Annotated in this window: 20 protein-coding genes; all 20 read left to right on the plus strand. The window is 45.4% G+C overall.

The window, feature by feature from the left end; genetic code table 11:
* Positions 1 to 64: 64 nt before the first annotated feature.
* The 20 genes from AC4G46_RS32400 to AC4G46_RS32495 all read left to right on the plus strand — a co-directional run bounded on the left by AC4G46_RS32400 (position 65) and on the right by AC4G46_RS32495 (position 20,122).
* Positions 65 to 277, plus strand: a complete 213-nt coding sequence (locus AC4G46_RS32400) for a hypothetical protein (RefSeq protein WP_491129094.1) — start codon at positions 65 to 67, stop codon at positions 275 to 277.
* A 141-nt stretch (positions 278 to 418) separates the two neighbouring features.
* Positions 419 to 1,231, plus strand: coding sequence for a restriction endonuclease (locus tag AC4G46_RS32405; RefSeq protein ID WP_491129095.1), 813 nt, complete (start codon positions 419 to 421; stop codon positions 1,229 to 1,231).
* A gap of 109 nt (positions 1,232 to 1,340) precedes the next feature.
* On the plus strand, positions 1,341 to 2,024 hold the full coding sequence (locus AC4G46_RS32410; protein ID WP_491129096.1) for an SOS response-associated peptidase: 684 nt from the start codon (positions 1,341 to 1,343) through the stop codon (positions 2,022 to 2,024).
* Between the two features lie 36 nt (positions 2,025 to 2,060).
* The gene (locus AC4G46_RS32415) at positions 2,061 to 3,041 is read left to right on the plus strand and encodes a DNA adenine methylase (protein WP_491129097.1); all 981 of its coding nucleotides are present in this window, start codon (positions 2,061 to 2,063) and stop codon (positions 3,039 to 3,041) included.
* A 49-nt stretch (positions 3,042 to 3,090) separates the two neighbouring features.
* Positions 3,091 to 3,549 carry a hypothetical protein gene (locus AC4G46_RS32420; RefSeq protein WP_491129098.1) on the plus strand — a complete coding sequence of 153 codons (459 nt, stop codon included), beginning with the start codon at positions 3,091 to 3,093 and terminating at the stop codon, positions 3,547 to 3,549.
* Between the two features lie 560 nt (positions 3,550 to 4,109).
* A complete protein-coding gene (locus AC4G46_RS32425; protein ID WP_491129099.1) occupies positions 4,110 to 5,201 on the plus strand; it encodes a GGDEF domain-containing protein in 1,092 nt (363 codons plus the stop codon).
* Between the two features lie 44 nt (positions 5,202 to 5,245).
* Entirely contained in the window at positions 5,246 to 5,572 is a 327-nt protein-coding gene (locus tag AC4G46_RS32430; RefSeq protein WP_491129100.1) for a hypothetical protein, read from the plus strand.
* A 30-nt stretch (positions 5,573 to 5,602) separates the two neighbouring features.
* A complete protein-coding gene (locus AC4G46_RS32435; protein ID WP_491129101.1) occupies positions 5,603 to 5,818 on the plus strand; it encodes a hypothetical protein in 216 nt (71 codons plus the stop codon).
* A 73-nt stretch (positions 5,819 to 5,891) separates the two neighbouring features.
* Positions 5,892 to 8,600 (plus strand): type IA DNA topoisomerase, encoded by a 2,709-nt coding sequence (locus tag AC4G46_RS32440; RefSeq protein WP_491129102.1) that lies wholly within the window; start codon positions 5,892 to 5,894, stop codon positions 8,598 to 8,600.
* 135 nt (positions 8,601 to 8,735) lie between these two features.
* Positions 8,736 to 9,959 carry a hypothetical protein gene (locus tag AC4G46_RS32445; protein ID WP_491129103.1) on the plus strand — a complete coding sequence of 408 codons (1,224 nt, stop codon included), beginning with the start codon at positions 8,736 to 8,738 and terminating at the stop codon, positions 9,957 to 9,959.
* Between the two features lie 96 nt (positions 9,960 to 10,055).
* Entirely contained in the window at positions 10,056 to 11,024 is a 969-nt protein-coding gene (locus AC4G46_RS32450) for a hypothetical protein (RefSeq protein ID WP_491129104.1), read from the plus strand.
* 768 nt (positions 11,025 to 11,792) lie between these two features.
* The gene (locus tag AC4G46_RS32455) at positions 11,793 to 12,404 is read left to right on the plus strand and encodes a hypothetical protein (RefSeq protein WP_491129105.1); all 612 of its coding nucleotides are present in this window, start codon (positions 11,793 to 11,795) and stop codon (positions 12,402 to 12,404) included.
* Positions 12,405 to 12,463: 59 nt separating this feature from the next.
* Positions 12,464 to 13,270, plus strand: a complete 807-nt coding sequence (locus AC4G46_RS32460) for an ArdC-like ssDNA-binding domain-containing protein (protein WP_491129106.1) — start codon at positions 12,464 to 12,466, stop codon at positions 13,268 to 13,270.
* A gap of 588 nt (positions 13,271 to 13,858) precedes the next feature.
* Complete coding sequence (locus AC4G46_RS32465; protein ID WP_491129107.1) at positions 13,859 to 14,071, plus strand: hypothetical protein; 213 nt, start codon at positions 13,859 to 13,861, stop codon at positions 14,069 to 14,071.
* Positions 14,068 to 14,523: a DUF5983 family protein gene (locus tag AC4G46_RS32470; protein WP_491129108.1), complete on the plus strand. Its 456-nt coding sequence runs from the start codon at positions 14,068 to 14,070 to the stop codon at positions 14,521 to 14,523. The genes AC4G46_RS32465 and AC4G46_RS32470 overlap by 4 nt, the downstream gene beginning before the upstream one ends.
* A 963-nt stretch (positions 14,524 to 15,486) precedes the next feature.
* Entirely contained in the window at positions 15,487 to 15,972 is a 486-nt protein-coding gene (locus AC4G46_RS32475; RefSeq protein ID WP_491129109.1) for a replication/maintenance protein RepL, read from the plus strand.
* Between the two features lie 937 nt (positions 15,973 to 16,909).
* Positions 16,910 to 18,205 (plus strand): IS110 family RNA-guided transposase, encoded by a 1,296-nt coding sequence (locus AC4G46_RS32480; protein WP_491129110.1) that lies wholly within the window; start codon positions 16,910 to 16,912, stop codon positions 18,203 to 18,205.
* A gap of 403 nt (positions 18,206 to 18,608) precedes the next feature.
* A complete protein-coding gene (locus tag AC4G46_RS32485; RefSeq protein ID WP_491129111.1) occupies positions 18,609 to 19,196 on the plus strand; it encodes a hypothetical protein in 588 nt (195 codons plus the stop codon).
* A gap of 26 nt (positions 19,197 to 19,222) precedes the next feature.
* Entirely contained in the window at positions 19,223 to 19,528 is a 306-nt protein-coding gene (locus tag AC4G46_RS32490; RefSeq protein ID WP_491129112.1) for a hypothetical protein, read from the plus strand.
* 303 nt (positions 19,529 to 19,831) lie between these two features.
* Positions 19,832 to 20,122, plus strand: a complete 291-nt coding sequence (locus AC4G46_RS32495) for a hypothetical protein (RefSeq protein WP_491129113.1) — start codon at positions 19,832 to 19,834, stop codon at positions 20,120 to 20,122.
* Positions 20,123 to 20,186: the final 64 nt, after the last annotated feature.

The raw sequence follows: 20,186 nt of genomic DNA on the forward strand, positions 1-20,186 counted from the left end.
CCTCATAGATATGACTGCAATTTTATATGTACGGGGGTGAAGAAACCGCCAGAAAGGTTGGAATATGGGAGACAACAGAAAAAGCATTAAAGTTCCTCCAGCTATAAAAGCCGAGCTTGTTGCAATACAAAGGGAACTCAAGCTCTCAACCGAAAGTGAAGCAATAGCATATCTTCAAGTAATGTACCGGAACCGGAAGGAATCGAAGATTACTTTAGCGGATCACCTGCGTTATATGCAGGAAGTAAAAGAGATTATTAATCAAGCCTCTTTTTAATACCAGACATAAGTGTACGGTTCAGGAGGGTGAAGGGGATTTTTAAAAAGAAGAAACCAAATGGGCAGCAAACTATGCAGCGGATTAAGGGGCTTGCGATGTAAACGTGGGCTAAATAAACATCCGGATAGAGGTAGAGGAATGAGTAAAAGACATAGACGGTTCCGAAAGAGCACAAAAGAGTTATTCGTTGAAGTGGCTTCTCTGGTATTTATCTGTTATGCGGTCTTCGGGCTAAAGGATAAAATAGATCAAAAGGATCCACTAAGTAAATTTTTCTATTCAATTCTGAATGGTTTCGTAGGTAAACTCCTAATTAGTCTGCTGATATTAGACCTGGTATTTCAGCTATTCAAGTGGATTTCGGGAGTGGCCAAATCAAAGCGAGAAAAAACAAGATTGAAAGAGTCGGGTATTTTTCAAGTTGATCGTATGACGGGCGTTCAGTTTGAAGAGTATTTGACTGTCTATTTCGAAAATCTTGGATACAAAGTAGAAGAGATAGGTGGCAAGGGAGACAAGGGGGCGGATCGCATCCTAACTGAACCGAGAACCGGGTCGCGGATCTGTGTGCAAGCCAAATGCTGGGCAAAGAATGTCACATTTGAGGCTGTACAGCAAGTGTTTACTGCTAAAACACTTTATCACTGCCAAGAAGCCTGGATCATTACCAATCGAGGATTTACCAAGCAGGTGAGAGAAACTGCAGATAAGTTGGGCATTGATCTCTGGGATCGAGAACGCTTAATAAGTAAAATGTATGCCTACCGTAAAAATATACGAACAAACGATCAAACAAACAGGATATTTTTGGCTTCCAAGGATTCTGATGTGTTTCATGATCTTAATTGTGAACATGGTCGAGCGCTTTTTGAACGAACAGATATAATGAAGTTTGATTCGCAGAAAGAAGCCTTAAAGGCTGGGAAGAGAAAATGCAATTGCTACAAGTAATTGAACTGATGACCGCTACCATGTCCGAATTTCAAATGTGATCTTTCACACCCTAAACCATCTGAAAAAGGATTAAATTAAAAATATATCTTCAAAAGGTGGAAATGTAATGAGTAGTCGGTTCACTTTAGCAGCTGAAGCCGTCGATATTATCAATCATTACGCTCTAGGACAGCTTGAGCTTCCGGAATACAGAAAGAATTATAACGTGGCACCAATGCAGTCCATACTCTCTGTAATCCACGATGGGATTCGTTACAGGGCCGGCCAAATCCAATGGGGACTCCCTTCTCAAAAGAAAGGCAACAAACCGGGGAAACCTATTCACAATACACGTTCAGAAAACGTATCTGATTATGCGCCTTTCCGCGAGTCTTTTCAGAGAAGAAGAATTATCATTCCTGCAGACAGCTTTTATGAATTCATGAACACTGACTCTGGGAAGCAGCCGATGAGAATAAAGCTTGCTTCAGGAAATCTATTCTCTTTGGCAGCCATATATGATTCTTGGAACACTCCTGAAGGGAAGCAGAGCGCTTGTGTGATTTTAACAACAGAAGCAAACCGCGTTGTTGCTCCCTTCAATAATCGAATGCCTGTTATCCTTAAAGAGGGTGATGAAGCAGCTTGGTTGGACCGTAAAAACAAAGATATGGATCTGTTGCGTTCTTTTCTGCAGCCGTATCGTGCAGATTTGTTAGAATGTTATCCCGTTTCTCAGCTTGTTAACGATACAACGTACAATTCCCCAATGCTGATCAATAAAGTGAGTCTGAATGAGAGGCTGTTTTAATTATCCACTTATCTAATAGTATCGAAGGGGGCAGCAATGAAAGCTATCGTTTGCAAATTTTGCGAAGAGGAATTTGATCCGCAATCAGATGATATTGATCCTGCCAGGAAAGGGTTTTGGTGCGGTTGCTGCGATGGATACACGTTCTTCAATCCTGCAGATGAAGATCGCAAGTATACACTCATCCTAGAAAGGAAAGGGGAAAGGAATCATGACACCAATATACTTACGACTGTGAAACTCCATAAGCGTATAAGTCCACTCCGGTATCCCGGAGGCAAAGGGAAGATCGCACAGTATATTTACAGTCACCTTAATCCAGATAAAACGGATGTGCTGATTAGTCCATATTCGGGCGGGGGGAGTGTAGAACTGGCTCTACTTCATGCCGGTGCAGTCCAAAAATTAATCCTTAATGATTATGATTTTGGCATTTACTCCTTGTTCCAAATCATTAAGACATTCCCTGATGCGTTGACCCTGGAGATCCTTAATCATTCGCCAACACACCAGGACTTTTTTGAGGCCAGAAGAGTGATTAAATCCGGTTACGAAAACTGCGACATGTTCCAGGCGGCCTGGGCCATGCTCTTAGTGAATCGGCTTGCATATTCCGGGATCCACTCCGCAAATCCATTAGGGGGAATCCGAGGGAATAAAGAGAAGCTGCTTTCGCGCTGGCGTCCGGAGGATCTGTGTAAACGAATTAAACTTATTCACTCTATGAGTGATCAAATAACTGTTCTCAATGTGGATGCCTTGGAGTTAATTGAAGAAGAGTACTGGAATGACAAAGCGACGATTTTCCTTGACCCGCCCTATGTTTCCCAGGGAGAGCAATTATACCGGTATTTTTATAATGAAGATGACCATTACAAATTGCAGGTTTTGCTAGATGAGCTGCACAAAGGATTTGCCTGCGCGGATTTATTAGTCACGTATGACGATCATCCTCTCATCGAGAGAATATATGAATATCCAACGATCGAAAGAATAAAGCGCAGTTTTAGTGCCTAATTCTGCAAAGAAGGGGACAAGTCGCGCTTTGACAAAGGGGAATTTTAACATGGAAGAAAGTAATAAAAAATCCGCCTATATGTATAGCTACATAGTAACGCTGATCTTTTTTGCCATTGCAAATATTGCAGATCAGCTCACCGGCCATAAGGATTATACGGATAACTATCCCTTTTTTTTATTTTTGATCTGGACCGGGATTGTCGCAACTTTTCTGTATATGGGATGGAAATGGGTGTATTACATCAACGCGGTGCCCTTGTATGGACTTACTATCTATTCGGTCTGGAACCATCCGCCTAAAACGGAAACGACCAGCTTAGATTGGCTTATAGGTTCTCTGCCCGTACCTATTGAATACCTCATGTTTGTGCCAGGATTGTTTTTAATAAGTATCTTCCTGCAGCTCTTTATTAACCACCGAAGAGTTCAGGCCACTACTTATATTTATGAACAAGCTCAAGAAGAGGAAGATGATTACGAAGACGATCTCGATGAAAGAGGGTGATGCTGTAAAAGTGGGGGGTTAATCCAAGTCTTTGATCTGCCGAACACAGGAAAGGAGGTGTATGTCGTTTGAACGATAGTAACTGTCCGAAATGTCGTGTCGGAGTTGTTGAAACTGTGGGTTATGTGGAAATACAGCAAGGACCAGTACAATTTATTTTTAGTCATTGGCCACCAGAAAACACTCCGGCCATTACATTAAAAATGTGTAGCCGAGAACCTTGCGATTATGTGCATATAGGGGCAGCCCCAAAATCCCACACTCTAGCCAAGAGATTGCTGCGGGATTTTATGCATGCGCACCGGGAACTGCCTTAAATAGCTTATCACACAAGGAGCGTGTTTCAAATGGTAGTTTGGGATAGGCAATAGAATAAAGTAACTTGTCAAAAAGGCAGAAGTGAGCGGACGGTATTTCATCATATATCAATACTGTCCGATCATCCCGGTTTGGAAAATTACAAATCTGAACGTTGCCCGTCGATATCTGTTCAGTAATGATAAGAAGAAAATGAAATATTATATCAATCCGAATTACATCAAATCAAAAAGGTGGACCTTATGATTACTCTTTTCGAGTGGAGTCCTTTGCTGCTCTACGCCAGCTGCGCTGCTGCTCTTTCAGGCATTAATTACCTACTATATCGCCGTTGGCGGACAAAAAACTATTTCATATTGTTCATCATACCAGCACTCATATTCATCGTTGGATTTTCCATGTATGTAGCTGCTGCTTCTAGCCCGGGGAATATAACCACAACAAGAGTCACTACTATACTTTCCCTGATGCAATACATTGGTGTGCAGGCGATTTTTCACTACTATTTTCTAAAGGGGAATTGGAAGCAGTTTATTATTCATTTTGCTGCACTTGGATGTGCGCTACTTGGGGCCGGCATCTTGCTGTTCAATACCCTCTTTGGCACTTTGATTACCGTTTTCTTGGGGATCTCATACATAGCCGTACTCATCTTGCGCCTCATTCCGAAGCTACCCAAAAGCAAGTTTTACAGGACAGCACACCTATTATTCATCGCTGGCCTGCTATTACAGGCAACGACTCTTCTCTTACAACCTCCCGGTACGTGGTTCATGGGCTTGTTGTTCCACACTGGGGCACAGTTTGTAATGCTGCTAATCTTTTATGATCGCATTGTTGATATGGTAGAGGCTGTTTCTTACCATTCCGTTACAGATGGATTAACAGGACTGTATAACCGTAAGCATTTCGTGAAAAAGGTAAATGACTTTCTTCAAAACGAAACAGCACAAGCCCTTATATTCGTTGATATCGATAACTTCAAACAGGTCAATGACTTGCAAGGGCATCAAACCGGTGATGAGATTCTAAAGCTGGTGGCCAGAATTCTGAAGAGCTCCGTTGAAGATGTTGGAATATCCGGTAGATATGGCGGCGAAGAAATGGTGGCCATCATTACAAACCCAGATGCGGATCCTGGAGAAATAGCCGAGAAGTTTCGAGCTCGGGTAGAGGCTGAATCCATCGTTATTACAGCTGTAACAGTAAGTGTAGGCTATAGCCTTTGCGAAGAGAACGTTTCGGCAGATGAACTGTTCAAACAAGCGGATGAAGCCATGTATAAGGCCAAAAGCCGTGGTAAAAATCGTGTTGTTTCTCATCAGAGATTTTAATCGTTTTTAAGATCTACAACCCCAATTTAAGGAGCTAATATCTTATGGCAAGAGAAGAAGTAATCGTAGAACGTGTTTTAGTACAAGGGAGCGCTGAATTTCGAATAAGCTGCAGTGATCTTATGGCTCTAGTCACTCCAGAACAAGCTGCGGATGATGAATACATGAAGGAGTGGATTCGAACGGAGGCTTACCGTATGTTGACTTCTGGATTTGCCAGCGATTCCACAGCAGAATACGAAAATGATATGCCTGTAAAATTAAGCCTTTCAACCTCTGAGAGATACACTGGGAAGACACTAAGCGACACGGAATGGGATAGCATTTATGCTGAGTCAAGGAAGTTGTCCCAGCCAGAGACTGCCATGTAAAACACCTGAAGGAAGTAAGGGGAGAGTAGCATGAATCAACCCATGGAGGGCGATATCATTGACGTCGATCATTATGATTACTACGTGCTCGAAAAAGCCGATAGTGTTTTGTTATGTTATCGCCTGGCCTCTAACAAAAAACGTGACAGACGGCTAAAAGGTACAGTGCGGATCCCTGCAGAAAAAGCAGCCTCCGCACTCATAATTAAACGAGCAGTAAGCCGCGGGGAAATTGAAGAATATTGAACGATGGTGTTTGCAAAATGCACAGCAGTTAGCAGCATCCAGAACAATAACAGGAATTGAAGGAGACTAGCTTATGTACAACCGTTTAATTTTGGCTGAGAAGCCTGATATGGGGGAAAAGATCGCTCAAGCTCTGGGGATTGAATCTAAGAAACGTGGCTACTATCTCTTGAAAAATAACGATGTGGTCACCTGGGCAATAGGCCATCTTATCCGCCTTAAAGCGCCGGATACATATGAAAAATATAAAAAGTGGTCCTGGGAGACGCTTCCGATTATTCCGGAAGAAATGCAGACAGAAGTAGATCCTAAAAAGACGGATCAGTTCAATATCGTCAAGCAGCTGCTACAGAACAGTAAAGAATGTATTTTGGCGACAGACCCTGATCGTGAGGGTGAACATATCGGAAACCTCATTCTGAATGAGGCAGGCTACACTAAGAAGTATAAACGCTTATGGGTTGATGACTTGACTGAACCCACGATCACTAAGGGAATGCAGCAGCTGCGCGAATGGGATGATATGAAGCCACTCGCAGATGCTGCGCTGGCCAGATCGTATGCCGATTATTGGCTCGGGTTCACAGCCTCACGTTTTTTCACACTGTTAGCCAAAGAGGCTACCGGTGAAAGTGCAATCCTATCTGCAGGGCGTGTCCAGACCCCGACTCTGCGAATTGTATACGATCGGGAAATGGCGATAGAGAATTTTGTACCACAACCGTTTTACACGTTAACCGCAGAGTTCCAGACAGCGAAAGGAAACTATAAGGGGCAATGGTTCAAAAAAGCGGACGAAACAACCGTTAGCCGGTTTAATGACCAGGACAGTGCCAAATTAATGCAGAGAAAGATTGCAGGACAGACCGGATCAATCCAAACCTTCAATGTAAAAGAGGTTAAGCGGCTTGCCCCCCAGCTGTTTCATAGCCGAACCCTTAAAACGGCTGCGCGTAAATCGCTAGGTTTTAGCACCGTGAAAACGACCAATACTCTACAATCTCTTTACGATAAAGGGTATGTTACGTACCCGCGCGTAAATAGCTGCCACTTAACTTTGAATAAGGCCGATGAGTTGGCCAATCACCTCAATTCTCTTCGAGAAAAGAGTCAGTACGCACAATTCTTTCCGGAGGATCTGCGGAGCTTGAGAGAGAATGCACGGTTTGCCGATGACAAGAAAGCAGCAACTCACCAAGCCATTGTACCAACGGCTAAAAATCCAGCTCAATATACTGGAGAGTCACCGGATAAAGTAACCGATGACGAAGCCAAGCTCTACGAATTGATTCTTAAGCATACCTTGGCCGCGCATCATCCGGAGGGGCTGGACCGGGAAACCGAAGCAATAACGCTTGTATCAGGGGAAACGTTTGTTACACGGAACGTTGAAATGGTAAGACCCGGATGGCGATTGTTGCTCAAACCAGAGCAGGAGGAAGAAGATACAGAGGTAGGTGAAGAGAAAAAATCCTCCGGAAGAATTCCGGATCTACAGGAAGGCATGCCTGCTAAGACCGCCGCTGCGGATCTTGGAAAGGGACAAACCTCCAAGCCTAAGCGACTAACGGATGATGAACTTGAGCGGCTTATGGAGCATGCCGGCCAGCTAGTCGATGAATCAGAGCTTGATGATGAAGCTCTTGATTTAATCAAGGACAAGGGGATCGGAACTCCTGCTACACGTACAAATATTGTCCAGACTCTTGTGAAGAAAGAATATATAGAAATCAAAAAAAACCTTGTATATCTAATGACAAAAGGCCGTTCCTTCATGGCTATGGTTCATGAACATCCTATTGCCAGCATCGAATTAACAGGTGATTTTGAAAAGAAGCTTGGAGAGGTAGAGAAAGGGCAGCGCCAGCTGCAGGATCTTCTGGGTGAATTCAAACAGTTTACCTATGATATTTTGGACAGCAAGGACGATTTGTTCACCCGTATTCAAAGTCTCCCGTCCAACGGGCGCGCCTTTGATAATACCGAAGCCATAGGGGATTGCCCGAAATGTGGAAAAGCGGTCATGGAGCATAGCAAAGTATACAGCTGCAGCGACCGTAAAAACGGATGTGCGTTTGCAATATGGAAGGACTTCCGCGGATCCACTATTAAAACCAAGCAGGCCCGGGAACTAATCGAAGGGAAGGAAGTACTGCTTAAAAATATTCCTGGTAAGGATGATAAGCCCGCCTATGAAGTTTATCTGAAGCTCATAGATGGGAAAATAGAAACCCGTAAACCATCAGCTGAAGATAATAGCCTGGGATCTTGTCCAACTTGTGGAAAGCCGGTGACTGAAGGTCCTAAAGGCTTTGGCTGCAGCGGATGGAGAGAGGGCTGCAAATTTACGATTTGGAAATCCTTCCGGAAAACCGAACTCACGACTAAAGTTGTAAAATCTCTGCTTACCGGCAAGGAAGTGCTGGTTAAGGATCTGCCAAGTGAGAAAGGACCGTACAGTTTAATTCTCTTCTTAAAAGAAGGAAAGGTTGAGACGCGACAACCTACGGCCGCCGATAACAGCCTGGGTGCCTGTCCGCTATGCCAGAAGCCAGTGATTGAAGGAGAGAAGTCATACGGCTGCAGTGGCTGGCGTGAGGGCTGCAAATTCAAACTTGGGAAAGAGATATTGACTCAAAAAATTTCCGCATCCCAGATTAAAAAACTGCTAAAAAGCGGTAAGACCGATAAAATTACGGGTTTTGTTGTCCCTGGGAAAGACCCCTTTGATAGTGCTCTGGGATATAACAAAGAGGCTAACCGGTATTCGTTTATTAAATAGAGTTTGCTCTAAAGCTTATGGAAATCATCATCCGAAAATAGATGAAAGGTTTGCTTGAGTAATAATTATAGATGATGACCGATTCCCTTTCCTAAGTACAAGTTTTCATCACATTCCTGAAGGAGCTGTTGTTCTATGGAAAATCAAAGTCTCATGGATAGTCAAGAATTTATCAACACCTTGGATCGTTTTCATCCTCAGCTGCAAAGTGCGCAGCTGCAGATCGATGGGAGTACGTATCAGATTGATTTTTTAACTCCCGAGCAATATTCCACGATCGCCGGCCTCACTCCGAGCGAGCGGCCCGAGCTCCCCGGTTTCCGGGAAGCTCGGGAAGTCGAAGGGAAAGCCCTCTATGCAGCGTCTGAAGCTGAAAAGCCCTTCAAATCTTCTAAGAACCCGGCACTCTTCAAATCTGCAGAAGAATTTACCGCAGAGGTATTCCCGGCCACAAAGCAGCCGGTTAAGCTGCAGGGATACCAGGTGCGTGAGGATAACCAGGAGGCTATTGACCTGTCACCTTTCAAGGCCAGTCCGCCGGCTGTTGCCATCGTCATGGTTCCCATGTATCAAGAAGAGATTATCGAAGTGCTTCAGCACCTCACCTCCCTGGATCAACAGCTGGTGCTCCGCAGCCATGATGCTACTCACTATATTTCATTAGCCGAAAATCGTAATCAGCAGCAGGGGTATCAGGTGCGTACCGTTCACGATAATGGACATGAAACCAAAAGGATTGAAGAGTCTGCAGAGAAGTTGGCCAAGGTTTTAGCAGAGCCTGAACAGCCAGTCCATCTGCTTTCCCTGGAGAATGCGTCCGCACCTATTCTCCCGACCGAAGAAACGGCTAAAGCTGAGCGTGTTCGCCAGCTGCTTGATAATTTAGGGCCGGATGAGAAACTGAGAGTCTTTTATAAAAATGAAAAGGCGATGGATATTAAGAGATCGGGTAAAGGTTTTATTGCCCGTCAAGCTTCACCACCCAATACGATTAATCTGATCGGTAGCGGTGAGCAGATCCTTGCTACGGTTCTGGCCGTTGAGGCAGAAGCGATTCTCATTAAGGACATCACCCAATGGATCCATCCGTTGGCCGAAGAAAATCTTAAAACTGCTATTATGCGCGGCGAGGGAATTCCTGGCGAAGACATGACAGGGAAACTTGAACATGCAGTAGAACGGTACCGGTTCGGAAAGAATGGGAAGTTTGATTATATACTCAAGGGACAATCTGAAGTGCAGTCTCTCACTTTTCAAGAAACGCCCTACATGAGTCCAAAAACCAAGTCGCTTATGCTGGACGTTGCTGACGGCAAAGTGCAACCTATGCAAATGGCCCAACATACTCAAGGGATGTAGCCGTAATTACTAAGCCGGCATTTCTGGAATTTATGTAATTCTATACTCTGCCCATCTTCAGCGTAAGATGGGCAGTCAACATAAGGGGGATTATTTATGGAATATGCTGTTGTCGCCCTACCTCAAGGGAATAAGCTGGTGCATGTATCGGAGATTGGGATTTTGGAAATGCCAGATGAAGAGATCCGGATTCACTATTCGAGAGTAGCGAATTATAAAATTTTGGTTGGTAAATTAAAATTTCAAAATTCGTCCTCACTCCAGGACTTTATTGATTTTTCTCTTTCTATCAAAAATGAAGGTGTGCAGCTGGTCTATCCAGTAGGTACCGACTATCACACACTGGCCTTAGTAGATATTTTGCATACTCCATTTGATGCTGAAGAACACGATGATGCTATATTTTTTGCTCTCGTTAAAGGCCACATTTCCGTTTCTAAATTTTCGATTCCAGCGTTCATTCGGGAGGATAGCATTTCTATTCGTGAAAATATCCTTAATCGTAAAGCTATATTTTCTATCGAGCGTGAGCTTGAAGGACCGGACATCACCGAGGAAAATTGGATGGATGTTGTTGAAAACGCAGTTACTGAGGAATCAACTGACTCTTACCTTGACTCGGATCCTTGGGGCATTCGCTATTCTAGGGAAAAGTCCATCGACTTACTGCAGCAATTCAAACTTCAGGGGGGACTATTTTCCGATCTGCAGTATACGTACTATCTGACACATACCTATAGTAGCGATCGCAACAGGAAAATGAAGCTTGTCTCTACCATCGCGCCGGTGGCCATGGATCTGCTCATTGCCTACATCCAGTTTAAGGCGTCCTACATAGATGAAGGATACGGCATGAGTGAAGATGAAATGGTTAGGATTGTTCAAGAACTTTACCGGCAACCAGAGAGTACTGAAAACAAAGTCGCAGCGCTCGAACCCTGTGAAATTGATATATACATCAATTGGGAGTGGTGGTGCGGTGATGCCGATGAAGTTGAAAAACTTGAAATTTTCCATCATGAAAAGTTAGATGGTTTGTTAAGGGGAATTATACTTGCACAGTGATATACTACAAATACTTTTTCTTAAGAAGTTATTCGCTTTAAGCATTTTAGTAACGAGCCTATTCCGCAATCCGTCTCTCTCATTTCCTGGATTACACTTTAGGTAGTATAAGATTTCATATTTGGAGAAAAAGACTGCTGAAGGGAATTTTTTTTAGCCGTGAAACCCCACCACCCCGCAAATTCGGAAGCGACCAGCCAGGGGAAAAAGCCCTGACTGTTCCATTCCGAATTTTTTTTGCGCCGCAAGCTCTGCAAAAAGGGGTACCCGGTGGCACGGAAGGGCAAAAGAGGCAGAGAGCAAGAACAAAGCAAAGGGCAAGGCCGGGGACTAGCACCCCGGCCCTTTTTTTGTGGGGGAAATCAGGGAAGGACAAGCAGACGGGGTGCATCACGCGGCGGTTACGGCGATCTGCATTCTCCTGCCCTTTTCTCCCGCGAACATCCGAAGGCGTAACGTATCCGTCATTTTAGCCAACCACACCGAACCTTGCCGTGCAAGGGCGGCGTATCTCTTCGAGAACGCCGGCCCTATCGGGCAGACCCTTGCACGGCAAGAACCGGTATGGTTAATCGGGCTATGACGGCTACGTTACACGGATGTTTGCTCCTTGAAAAGTTCATACGAAAGCAGAACGATCGAGTAACACCTTCGTTCTTACCCCTAAAGATTTCCGCTCATTGCCGCTCGGGCTAGCCCGGCAAACGTGGCCGGATGTTAGGGGGAACCAGGTTCTAATTCAAACTTTTAAAAGGTGGATGATGATATATGGAAACAGCTAAATTTGATAGTTTTGGTCTTGAGGCTTGGAAAAATTTCAAAACTGCGGACTTTTTGATTAATGGCGATGTGAAGATCGAGGTCGAATTTTGGGATGAAGATGACTGCGAAGATTTTGCTTTGGGCGCTATGGAAGCGATGCAGGATGAACCAGAACAGGTCAAATTGTTCGAAGATGATCTTGAATCTGATAAACCCATTTTCTTTTGTGTATACCCGGACGGAGAACAAACAATTACAAATTCATTCGCCGCTATTTTGGAACGGTGCATTTCAATTAGTAAATGCGGCAGTCAGAAGCTTGAAAGTTTTAAGGTGGAAGAATGTGATGAACGGCGAGATCCTATCCATTCCGCATTCTGGCATCAAGTCGAAGACGGAGAAATTGAAGCACCCGCGTTTAGTTTTTACTACTCTTTTGATGATTGGGCTTGGGTAGTGCCGACAGAAATGTGTGCGCTGGGCGGCTGTGATATGAATCTAATTTGCTTTGAGAGCGAAGAAGAAGCATATAAGGAAGCTTTAGCAATGACGAAAGCAGGAGAAGAACAGGAGATTCGCGGCGCTTGCTCTTCCTGTGCAAATGAATACTACCAATAATTGGACAGCCCGGCAAAGCGGCTTTAATCACTATTAATCACATCTAAGGAGTGTTTCATATGACCAAACAAAAAATTGAAGAGTTGACCAGCTTGCTGCAAGAAGGGGTATCTATGGTGTATTCCTCCGATGCCTGGAGAGAGGTGCTACTCTTCCAATCCAAATTCCACAATTATTCCTTCAAAAATATGATGCTGATTTATTTCCAAAATCCAAATGCCACTCAGGTAGCAAGTCTATCGTTTTGGAATTCTGTGGGACGCCGGGTAAAGGCCGGGGAAAGCAGTTTGAAAATCTGGGCTCCTACCACGAAAAAAGTCGTGGATGAAGAGACAGAAGAAGCGGAGACACAGCGAACAGGCTGGCGTCTAACATCGGTTTTTGATGTGAGCCAGACCTATGGGAAAGAGCTACCGAAACTCACTGAAGAGTTGTCTATGGATACGGAAAATCTCCGCGGGTTCTATCAGACGGTAAAGGCAGCCTGCCCGTTCCCGGTGGAGGAAATCAAGCTTGAGAATGGAGTGAAGGGGTACTTTGATTATTTCACACAATCAATTGGTGTGAAAAAAGGTTTGGCTGCACTGCATAAGTGCAAAACACTGGTGCATGAAATGGCTCATGGTCTGCTGCATGATGGTTCAGACAAGACCAGGGATGTGCGGGAAGTGGAAGCTGAGGGGACGGCTTTCGTGGTTCTTTCGTACTTTGGTTTTGATACGAGTGAGTACAGCTTTTCTTATGTAGCAGGCTGGAACGGATCAAAGGATTCTCAGGCCATTATGGAGGCGGGGAAAACGATCCAAACTACGGCGAAACGTATTATTTATCAGATCGAGCAGCAGTTGAAATCAGAGGTCGCTTAAAGAAACCAGGCGACCCGGCCCCGGCTTCCCCGGGGCCGGGAAGACCTTTACCGAGGGAGGATTCATTGGATGATAGTAATGATGATAGTTTTAGTAGTTCTGCTAATTACAAATTTCATAGTTTTGATGTTTGATATGGTCAGTGCAGTTTCGGAAAACGGAGAAACCACTACTCAGATGATGCTGTATGTAGACACATATAGAGTATGGCATTTTCTGATTGCCATCTGTCTCCTGCCTGCTTGGTCTGTATTTGGGGTTATATATCTGATCGTATCTGCTCTATTCATTCCCATATTCCCACGTTCTAAGAAAGGGAGGTAGACCGTATGCCGTGGAGTTGCCCGAACGATTGCGAGATCGATCATGTTTTAGTATGTGGTGGTGATTTGGGGGATTCTGAAGCAGACAATATCTATTTTCAGATGACACCTGCTGGAGTCTATACAGATTTACATTCAGATGGCACTGCGGGAGTGTCCGAGGAATGTCATGAGCATGCAGACGGAGGCTGCTGCATGGAGCCGATCTGTCCGGAATGTCTGGTTCGATGTATTGAAATTAAGTCGAAGTGAAGGAGCGATATTTATGGAATTTAAAGCGGAACAAAAAGATGCTTTACGGGCACTGGCTATAGCTTACGGCAATCTTTCGATGGTATGGGAGGACGCCTGGGAGGGGCCGGAGAATTTTGGCGGTACCCTGGATGATTTAGGTTTATTACCGCAACGTCAGCTGGAGGAAGCTGAAGCCGAACTGCTGGATCTAATTGGTGAATTAACGGGGGGTACACAGCAATGATGAAAAATGATTACGGTATTACGGTTAGCTACTGGGGCAAAGACAAGGTTACTGGAATGGATGAAAAGCAAGCTTCATTTTGCTTAGCGCCTCAAATAGATAACCGAGGAAATTCCCTCATTTTACTTAACGGGCAAGAGCACTATGCCAAACATTTCCGTACACTGCCGCAGAAGCTGCCGCTTTATAAGTACATGGAAGTATCTACTTCACATGTGCAGAAAGAAACAGAGACGTTCCTTAGTGATGCAGCGAAAGACTGGGGAGCATCCAGCATTATCGTTGATAGGAAAAGTGATTACGGTTACTGGGTATTTGTACAGCCAGGAAGGAAGGATATCCCGGAGGAACTGGCCGCACTGATCGAGCTAGCAGATAAAAACGAATGCATATGGCTGGTATTGGATTCAGATGGAATTATCATCGAGGGACTTCCTACCTGGGAATGGTAAGAGGGCTGCGCTGGTACACTAAACCCAGGTATTAGAATTGGCTGGCAGCACTTGAGCTGTCGGCCTTTTTTTGAGGCCCGAATTCGCAAGATAAAGGAAGCCACCGCCCCGGGCGGTGCCTGCGGATAGAAGCGTGGCCGAAGCGGCCTTCGCCGGCAAAGATCTGCCGGCTCAATCCACTTAGTCCGGGCGAAGTGATTCATGGAGGCAAACCCTTCTCAAAACAAAAAAAACTGATGGTGCACTCATATGGTCTGAATTGTCGCTTCGCGCCACTTCAGACCGTGAAGACAAAGAAGCCTGCTGCCCGCCGGGCAGTAGGCATGCCCACTGTCACAAGCAGCCGAAAGATAACATCCGACAGCAGACAATCTGCGTGCGTTCATGGGCGCTGCAGTGCTGTCAAAGAGGAAGAACAGCCGGTGATCGTCCGGCCACCCCTACACGCCTACCCTTGCGTAATAGACCAATCGCTGATGCCATTGGTCTTATTGTTTGTTGTTCTATTTACGGTGATGGTCTATTGTTTTTACTTATTCTCGCCAGTATGACTATGAGCAGCACAACAATAACGATGAGCAGCCCGGGGAGCCAGTACACGACCCAATACTTCATCAACAGGCCTCCGATGTGTGTGAATACCTGGGGGAAACATGCAATGGCTATTGTGATGATGATACTGAGTGAAGCGATATGGTTTTTAATCCATTGATACATAAATTGTAGTCTCCTTTACTCGAATTTGAGGGTGGTTATCTTGATGTTTTTATTGTACAACTCTTTATATATTATATGGAGGCATACAAAATGATTTTGAAGTCGCTTCCAAGTGTTGATTTTAAAGGATTCTTTGATACACTGATTTTTAGGAAAGTTGTAAATACGCCATACTCTTGATGTGTAATCTTCAACAAAAGGGGTCGGAAATTGTAGCATATACAACAAATGTGAGGGTGATGACAAATGGCAAGGCGATACAGGGATCGTTATGTTACGAATGTTTATTGGGGCGGAATTATCCTGAAATTCTTTCATCACCTTCAGGATCACAACCTAAGTGCAGTGGATTATCGGATTTTTTTCTATTTATGCGAGAAGATGAGCACGGATGATAACCTGGTACGTAAGAAACAGATTACCATTGCTCAGGAACTTAATATCGACAAAGCAAACGTCTCCAGAACGTTAAAAAAATTGTGCGGACTGCAGTTTATTGCGAAGTATAAAACGGAAGGCTATATGGTAAATCCGCATTTGATTTATGCCGGAAACGGGAATACATTACGAAAAACACTGCGGGAGGTTTTTGATGCTTTGCACGAATCCCCGCGCTTTTATATGAATGAAGATGAACGTGTTTTAGAGGATAGTCGATTGAATCCTGGAGACACAGTTCCCCAGGCCCCTACCGGTGTGCGCAATATTAATCTTGATTTTGACTTTCTATAATGCCGTGAAACCCCACCACCCCCTAAAAGCCCAAGCGACCGGCTACGCCGTTCCATTGGGCTTTTTTGCTGCGCTCACGCTTCGCAACCGGTGGTACCCGGCGGCACGGAAAGGGCAAAGATCAAGGATCCTCTTTGTACAGCATTTTGGAGGTCACAAGACCACAGCGGCAAAAGGAAGCCACCGCCCCGGGGCGGTGCCTGCGGATAGAAGCGTGGCCCAAGCGGCCCTCCCCGGCAAAAAGCGCCGGCTCCATCCGCTTGACCGGGCGAAGTATTTCAGGGATGCTAAACCCTTCTCAAAAGAAAAGAGCTGCAGGGGAAAGCTCGGTCCAGAATTTCCGCTGTGCTCCAATACTGGACCACGAAGCAGAGCCGGCATCATGGCTACGCCATCATGCCAAACCCCAAAGATCAAAAGCAGCTGGTGGCCAGCGCAGCCGATATCCGCAGCAGCCGAGCTGCGCTCCTGGTCGTTTTCTCCCGCAAACATCCGAAGGCGTAACGAATCCGTCATTTTAGCCAACCATACCGAACCTTGCCGTGCAAGGGCGGTTTTTCTCTTCGAGAACACCGGCCCTATCGGGCAGACCCTTGCACGGCAAGAACCGGTATGGTTAATCGGGCTATGACGGCTACGTTACACGGATGTTCGCTCCTTGAAAACTCCCATACGCTCCACCACGATCGACCGCGGCGGAAAGCTGCGCTTTCCACCAGCAAGACCTTTAAAGATTCCGCTCATCGCCGCTCGGGCTAGACCGGCAAACGATGCCGGATTTTAGGGGGGATTCTGAGTGAATACAAGTAGATTTTTATATATAGGAGTCATTCCTGTAATGAATTAATTTGCGGTTTGAACAAAAAAAGCGCCTCCTGTATGCTGGGTCATGGAATGTTGGCCATTCACTGCCCGAATTAAAAGGAGGACGCTCAATATGAAGTATAAACAATCAAAGAAACAGAATCAACGGATTATGAGAATTACAGACAAGACCCTTGTCGTAGGTGCAGACATCGCCAAAGAAACCCATGTGGCTCGCGCCATCGACTTTCGGGGGATTGAACTCGGAAAGGATTGTGTGTTCTCCAATACCCGCACTGGACTCGAACAACTGGTTCTGTGGATGAAGGAGCTTCAGCGGGAGCATGCCAAGAGCGACGTCCTCTTCGGCATTGAACCCACCGGACACTACTGGTTTAACCTGGCCGAGTATTTGGGACAGCACGGCATTCCACTCGTCATTGTCAATCCGCATCATGTGCACAAAAGCAAAGAACTGGAAGATAACTCACCGACGAAAAACGACTATAAAGATGCAAAAGTCATTGCCGATTTGGTGCGAAACGGGAAATACAGCGAACCTAAATTGCCAACAAGCATCTACGCAGATCTGCGGATTCTCATGAATCTTCGGGAGAAGATCATGGTGAACTTCGGACAGGTGCAAAGACGGGTGCAAAACTGGCTGGATCGCTTTTTTCCAGAGTACACGCAGGTATTTAAAGACTGGGAAGGCAAGGCTTCACGGATTACGCTAGGCGAGTTTCCCACACCAGGTGAAATCGTAGAGCTAGGGACAGAAGCCATCGTTCAGCGGTGGAAGAAAGATGTGAAACGAGCCGTAGGCGCCAAACGAGCTCAGCAGCTCATGGAAACGGCGAGAAGTTCCATCGGTCTGACCGAAGGACTTCCTGGAGCAAAAATAGAGATTAAAACACTTCTGGAGCAGTACGAAATGTTCGCCAGACAGCTCGAAGAGATTCTGGCTGAAGTGGAACGTTTACTGTCACAAATTCCGGGTACTGGGGAGATGCTTACCGTGCCGGGCGTGGCAGTTGTTACGTTGGCAGGATTCCTTGCGGAAGTAGGGGATCTGAGTGGTTACGAGCATGGACAGCAGATTATTCGGCTGGCCGGACTGAATCTCAAAGAGAACAGTTCCGGAAAGAAAAAAGGTAAGTCGAGCATTACCAAACGTGGACGCGCAAGGCTAAGGGCTCTGCTGTTCCGGGCAGTGATGCCCATGGTTGCCAAGAACGCCGAGTTTAAGGCGCTGCACCAGTACTTCACGAAGCGAAGTCAGAATCCACTGAAGAAAAAGCAATCCCTTGTGGCATTGTGTGGGAAACTCATACGTGTCCTGCATACGCTCGGGACCAAGCAAATTTCGTACGATGCAAACGACGTTTTAGGGCCAGTACGTCAGGCCCAGTTACAGATGGCGGCTTAAGAAAAACCGAATTCACGTTTCTCACCGGACTGGAATAACCAAAGACAAATGAAGCACGGAGCAGCCGTAGGAATCATTTCCATAAGGGCAACGACCCTGTAAAGGAGCAAGAAACGGCGTCCACCTCTTGAGAGGCAGAACGAAGGAATGTAAGGGCAACGACCCCGCGTGACATGGGAGGGTAAGCCATCAAGAGAAAGGTGTGGATATCCATTGTGCGATCATAGGAATATCCATGGGCTGGGGACCATTTCCCCCAATCTCTATTCCCGCCACCGGCTCCACCGGAAAATAATGTCATCCTTACATGACTTCTCCATCTCTCATCAAGTCAATGGCTGAAAGTCTAAGAACGAGTGAGTAAACAAGAGAAAATATTAATTTATAGTGGGAGGTAATTGTAATGTCAATGAAAGTTGCCCCGGTTGTCCTATCAACAAAAGGGGGAGTGAGTCAAATGGAAAAGATGAGTGTCGCAGGAGCAATCTTGATTTTACAAAATGGATTGAGCTACGAAAATATCTCTCACATCGAATCTACTAAAGCATACCATTATTTTTCTGCTTATGTTCAGTCCATAAAACCAAAAGTAAAACAGGAGGTCCGGATCGATGCGGCAATTAATATCGATGGTGAGTTTCACATCCAAGGCCGATCCTGGGGGGCTGAGTACTGGGAGCTCATCGACAGTGTTTCATCAGATTGGTCGCTAAATGAGCTAAATCAGGAGCAACATGAGGGACGATGCAAGAGGATGAAGGTTACAAAGGAGAACTTAGTCACAGCTGCAGGGGAGGCGAGGGCAACGGGATTAGTCATTCACATTGTGAAGAGTGGGGAAGGGAATGAGATTGAGTTAAGACCTTTTTCTCCCGGTTGGGATAGCGCAAAGGTACAAGCAGACCCAGAGATTGTAACTCTAATCCCGTTCAGCGCTATTTTTGAACAGGGTAGAACGATGATTCCTTACTATCTGAAACTTTATGCATGATCAATTTACAAGGAGGCTCAACAGAAATGGACACAAGTACAGTACGGGCGGCATTAGTTCATGTAAAAGAAGGTGATGATGTGCTGATGCTTCCAAATGGGACCTGGCAGCCATTGCAAGTGGAAAGTTTAGAAGCATTTCTTGCTGCTGAAACAACAGGTGACCAGTTTTCAGATTGGGAAGGGGTTCCGGATAATAATTGGATTGAGCGATGTGGTACGGATGATATATTGGACGCCGCTGAACAGTTCGGTGAGTTGATTGCCTTTTACGATTGGGGAGACCTTATTGTTACAAATGGCATGAAATTGCGGCAGCTCTGTGATGGCTAATCCTAGAGGCATCGCACTTATCAATTAATAGCCGAAGGGCTTACCTTGGGGGGAATGGATATGCCGAGTAGAGAAGAGAGGACTTTCATAGGGGAAGAGTTGCGCGGCCGTGGATACAAAAATGTTAAGTGCTCCAGAAAAGTTGATAATCAAACGTTCCAGGTATCTGCGACTAGAAGGTTAGGCAAGAAGGTATATTATGGGCTCATTGTGAAGATAGAGCCCGAAATGGTTAGAGTATCAATCGAATACGCATATTCCTAAACACATTCAAAGCTGAAGAGCTAAACTAGGAGGTTTTCTATGGCTACAGGCAAAATAGGGGCAGCTACATATGGCGGCCTTTCCAGAATTCTCAAAGTGCAATCACGTTATATATTCCTGGATGATGCTCTTATTGGAGAGGTACAGCATGACAAAGAGGATACAAAATACTATTACGTGTGGATCCAAGCTGGAAATAAGAGAGTTTATCAAACTGATCTGAAGCGTAGCAGCGCGATTGGCCGAGCACTGGCGGAGGCGGGGATAGAAACGGACCTCTATCGTGCAAATGCACCGCATAAAGACTGCATAGGGGAGTTTTGGAAGTAGGGTTTCAATGTCCGACCAATGGAATTCCAGGACGAGGAAAGAGATTTCGTCTTGAAAGAATGGA

Source organism: Paenibacillus sp. fava2 (genome assembly GCF_058313675.1).

What these genes read in the sequence shown, in the direction of transcription:
- AC4G46_RS32460 (WP_491129106.1), top strand. Translation starts at nt 12,464, where the DNA reads ATGACCAAACAAAAAATTGAAGAGTTGACCAGCTTGCTGCAAGAAGGG.
- AC4G46_RS32485 (WP_491129111.1), top strand. Translation starts at nt 18,609, where the DNA reads ATGTCAATGAAAGTTGCCCCGGTTGTCCTATCAACAAAAGGGGGAGTG.
- AC4G46_RS32425 (WP_491129099.1), top strand. Translation starts at nt 4,110, where the DNA reads ATGATTACTCTTTTCGAGTGGAGTCCTTTGCTGCTCTACGCCAGCTGC.
- AC4G46_RS32400 (WP_491129094.1), top strand. Translation starts at nt 65, where the DNA reads ATGGGAGACAACAGAAAAAGCATTAAAGTTCCTCCAGCTATAAAAGCC.
- AC4G46_RS32415 (WP_491129097.1), top strand. Translation starts at nt 2,061, where the DNA reads ATGAAAGCTATCGTTTGCAAATTTTGCGAAGAGGAATTTGATCCGCAA.
- AC4G46_RS32405 (WP_491129095.1), top strand. Translation starts at nt 419, where the DNA reads ATGAGTAAAAGACATAGACGGTTCCGAAAGAGCACAAAAGAGTTATTC.
- AC4G46_RS32475 (WP_491129109.1), top strand. Translation starts at nt 15,487, where the DNA reads ATGGCAAGGCGATACAGGGATCGTTATGTTACGAATGTTTATTGGGGC.
- AC4G46_RS32470 (WP_491129108.1), top strand. Translation starts at nt 14,068, where the DNA reads ATGATGAAAAATGATTACGGTATTACGGTTAGCTACTGGGGCAAAGAC.
- AC4G46_RS32450 (WP_491129104.1), top strand. Translation starts at nt 10,056, where the DNA reads ATGGAATATGCTGTTGTCGCCCTACCTCAAGGGAATAAGCTGGTGCAT.
- AC4G46_RS32410 (WP_491129096.1), top strand. Translation starts at nt 1,341, where the DNA reads ATGAGTAGTCGGTTCACTTTAGCAGCTGAAGCCGTCGATATTATCAAT.
- AC4G46_RS32440 (WP_491129102.1), top strand. Translation starts at nt 5,892, where the DNA reads ATGTACAACCGTTTAATTTTGGCTGAGAAGCCTGATATGGGGGAAAAG.
- AC4G46_RS32495 (WP_491129113.1), top strand. Translation starts at nt 19,832, where the DNA reads ATGGCTACAGGCAAAATAGGGGCAGCTACATATGGCGGCCTTTCCAGA.
- AC4G46_RS32455 (WP_491129105.1), top strand. Translation starts at nt 11,793, where the DNA reads ATGGAAACAGCTAAATTTGATAGTTTTGGTCTTGAGGCTTGGAAAAAT.
- AC4G46_RS32420 (WP_491129098.1), top strand. Translation starts at nt 3,091, where the DNA reads ATGGAAGAAAGTAATAAAAAATCCGCCTATATGTATAGCTACATAGTA.
- AC4G46_RS32480 (WP_491129110.1), top strand. Translation starts at nt 16,910, where the DNA reads ATGAAGTATAAACAATCAAAGAAACAGAATCAACGGATTATGAGAATT.
- AC4G46_RS32435 (WP_491129101.1), top strand. Translation starts at nt 5,603, where the DNA reads ATGAATCAACCCATGGAGGGCGATATCATTGACGTCGATCATTATGAT.
- AC4G46_RS32445 (WP_491129103.1), top strand. Translation starts at nt 8,736, where the DNA reads ATGGAAAATCAAAGTCTCATGGATAGTCAAGAATTTATCAACACCTTG.
- AC4G46_RS32490 (WP_491129112.1), top strand. Translation starts at nt 19,223, where the DNA reads ATGGACACAAGTACAGTACGGGCGGCATTAGTTCATGTAAAAGAAGGT.
- AC4G46_RS32430 (WP_491129100.1), top strand. Translation starts at nt 5,246, where the DNA reads ATGGCAAGAGAAGAAGTAATCGTAGAACGTGTTTTAGTACAAGGGAGC.
- AC4G46_RS32465 (WP_491129107.1), top strand. Translation starts at nt 13,859, where the DNA reads ATGGAATTTAAAGCGGAACAAAAAGATGCTTTACGGGCACTGGCTATA.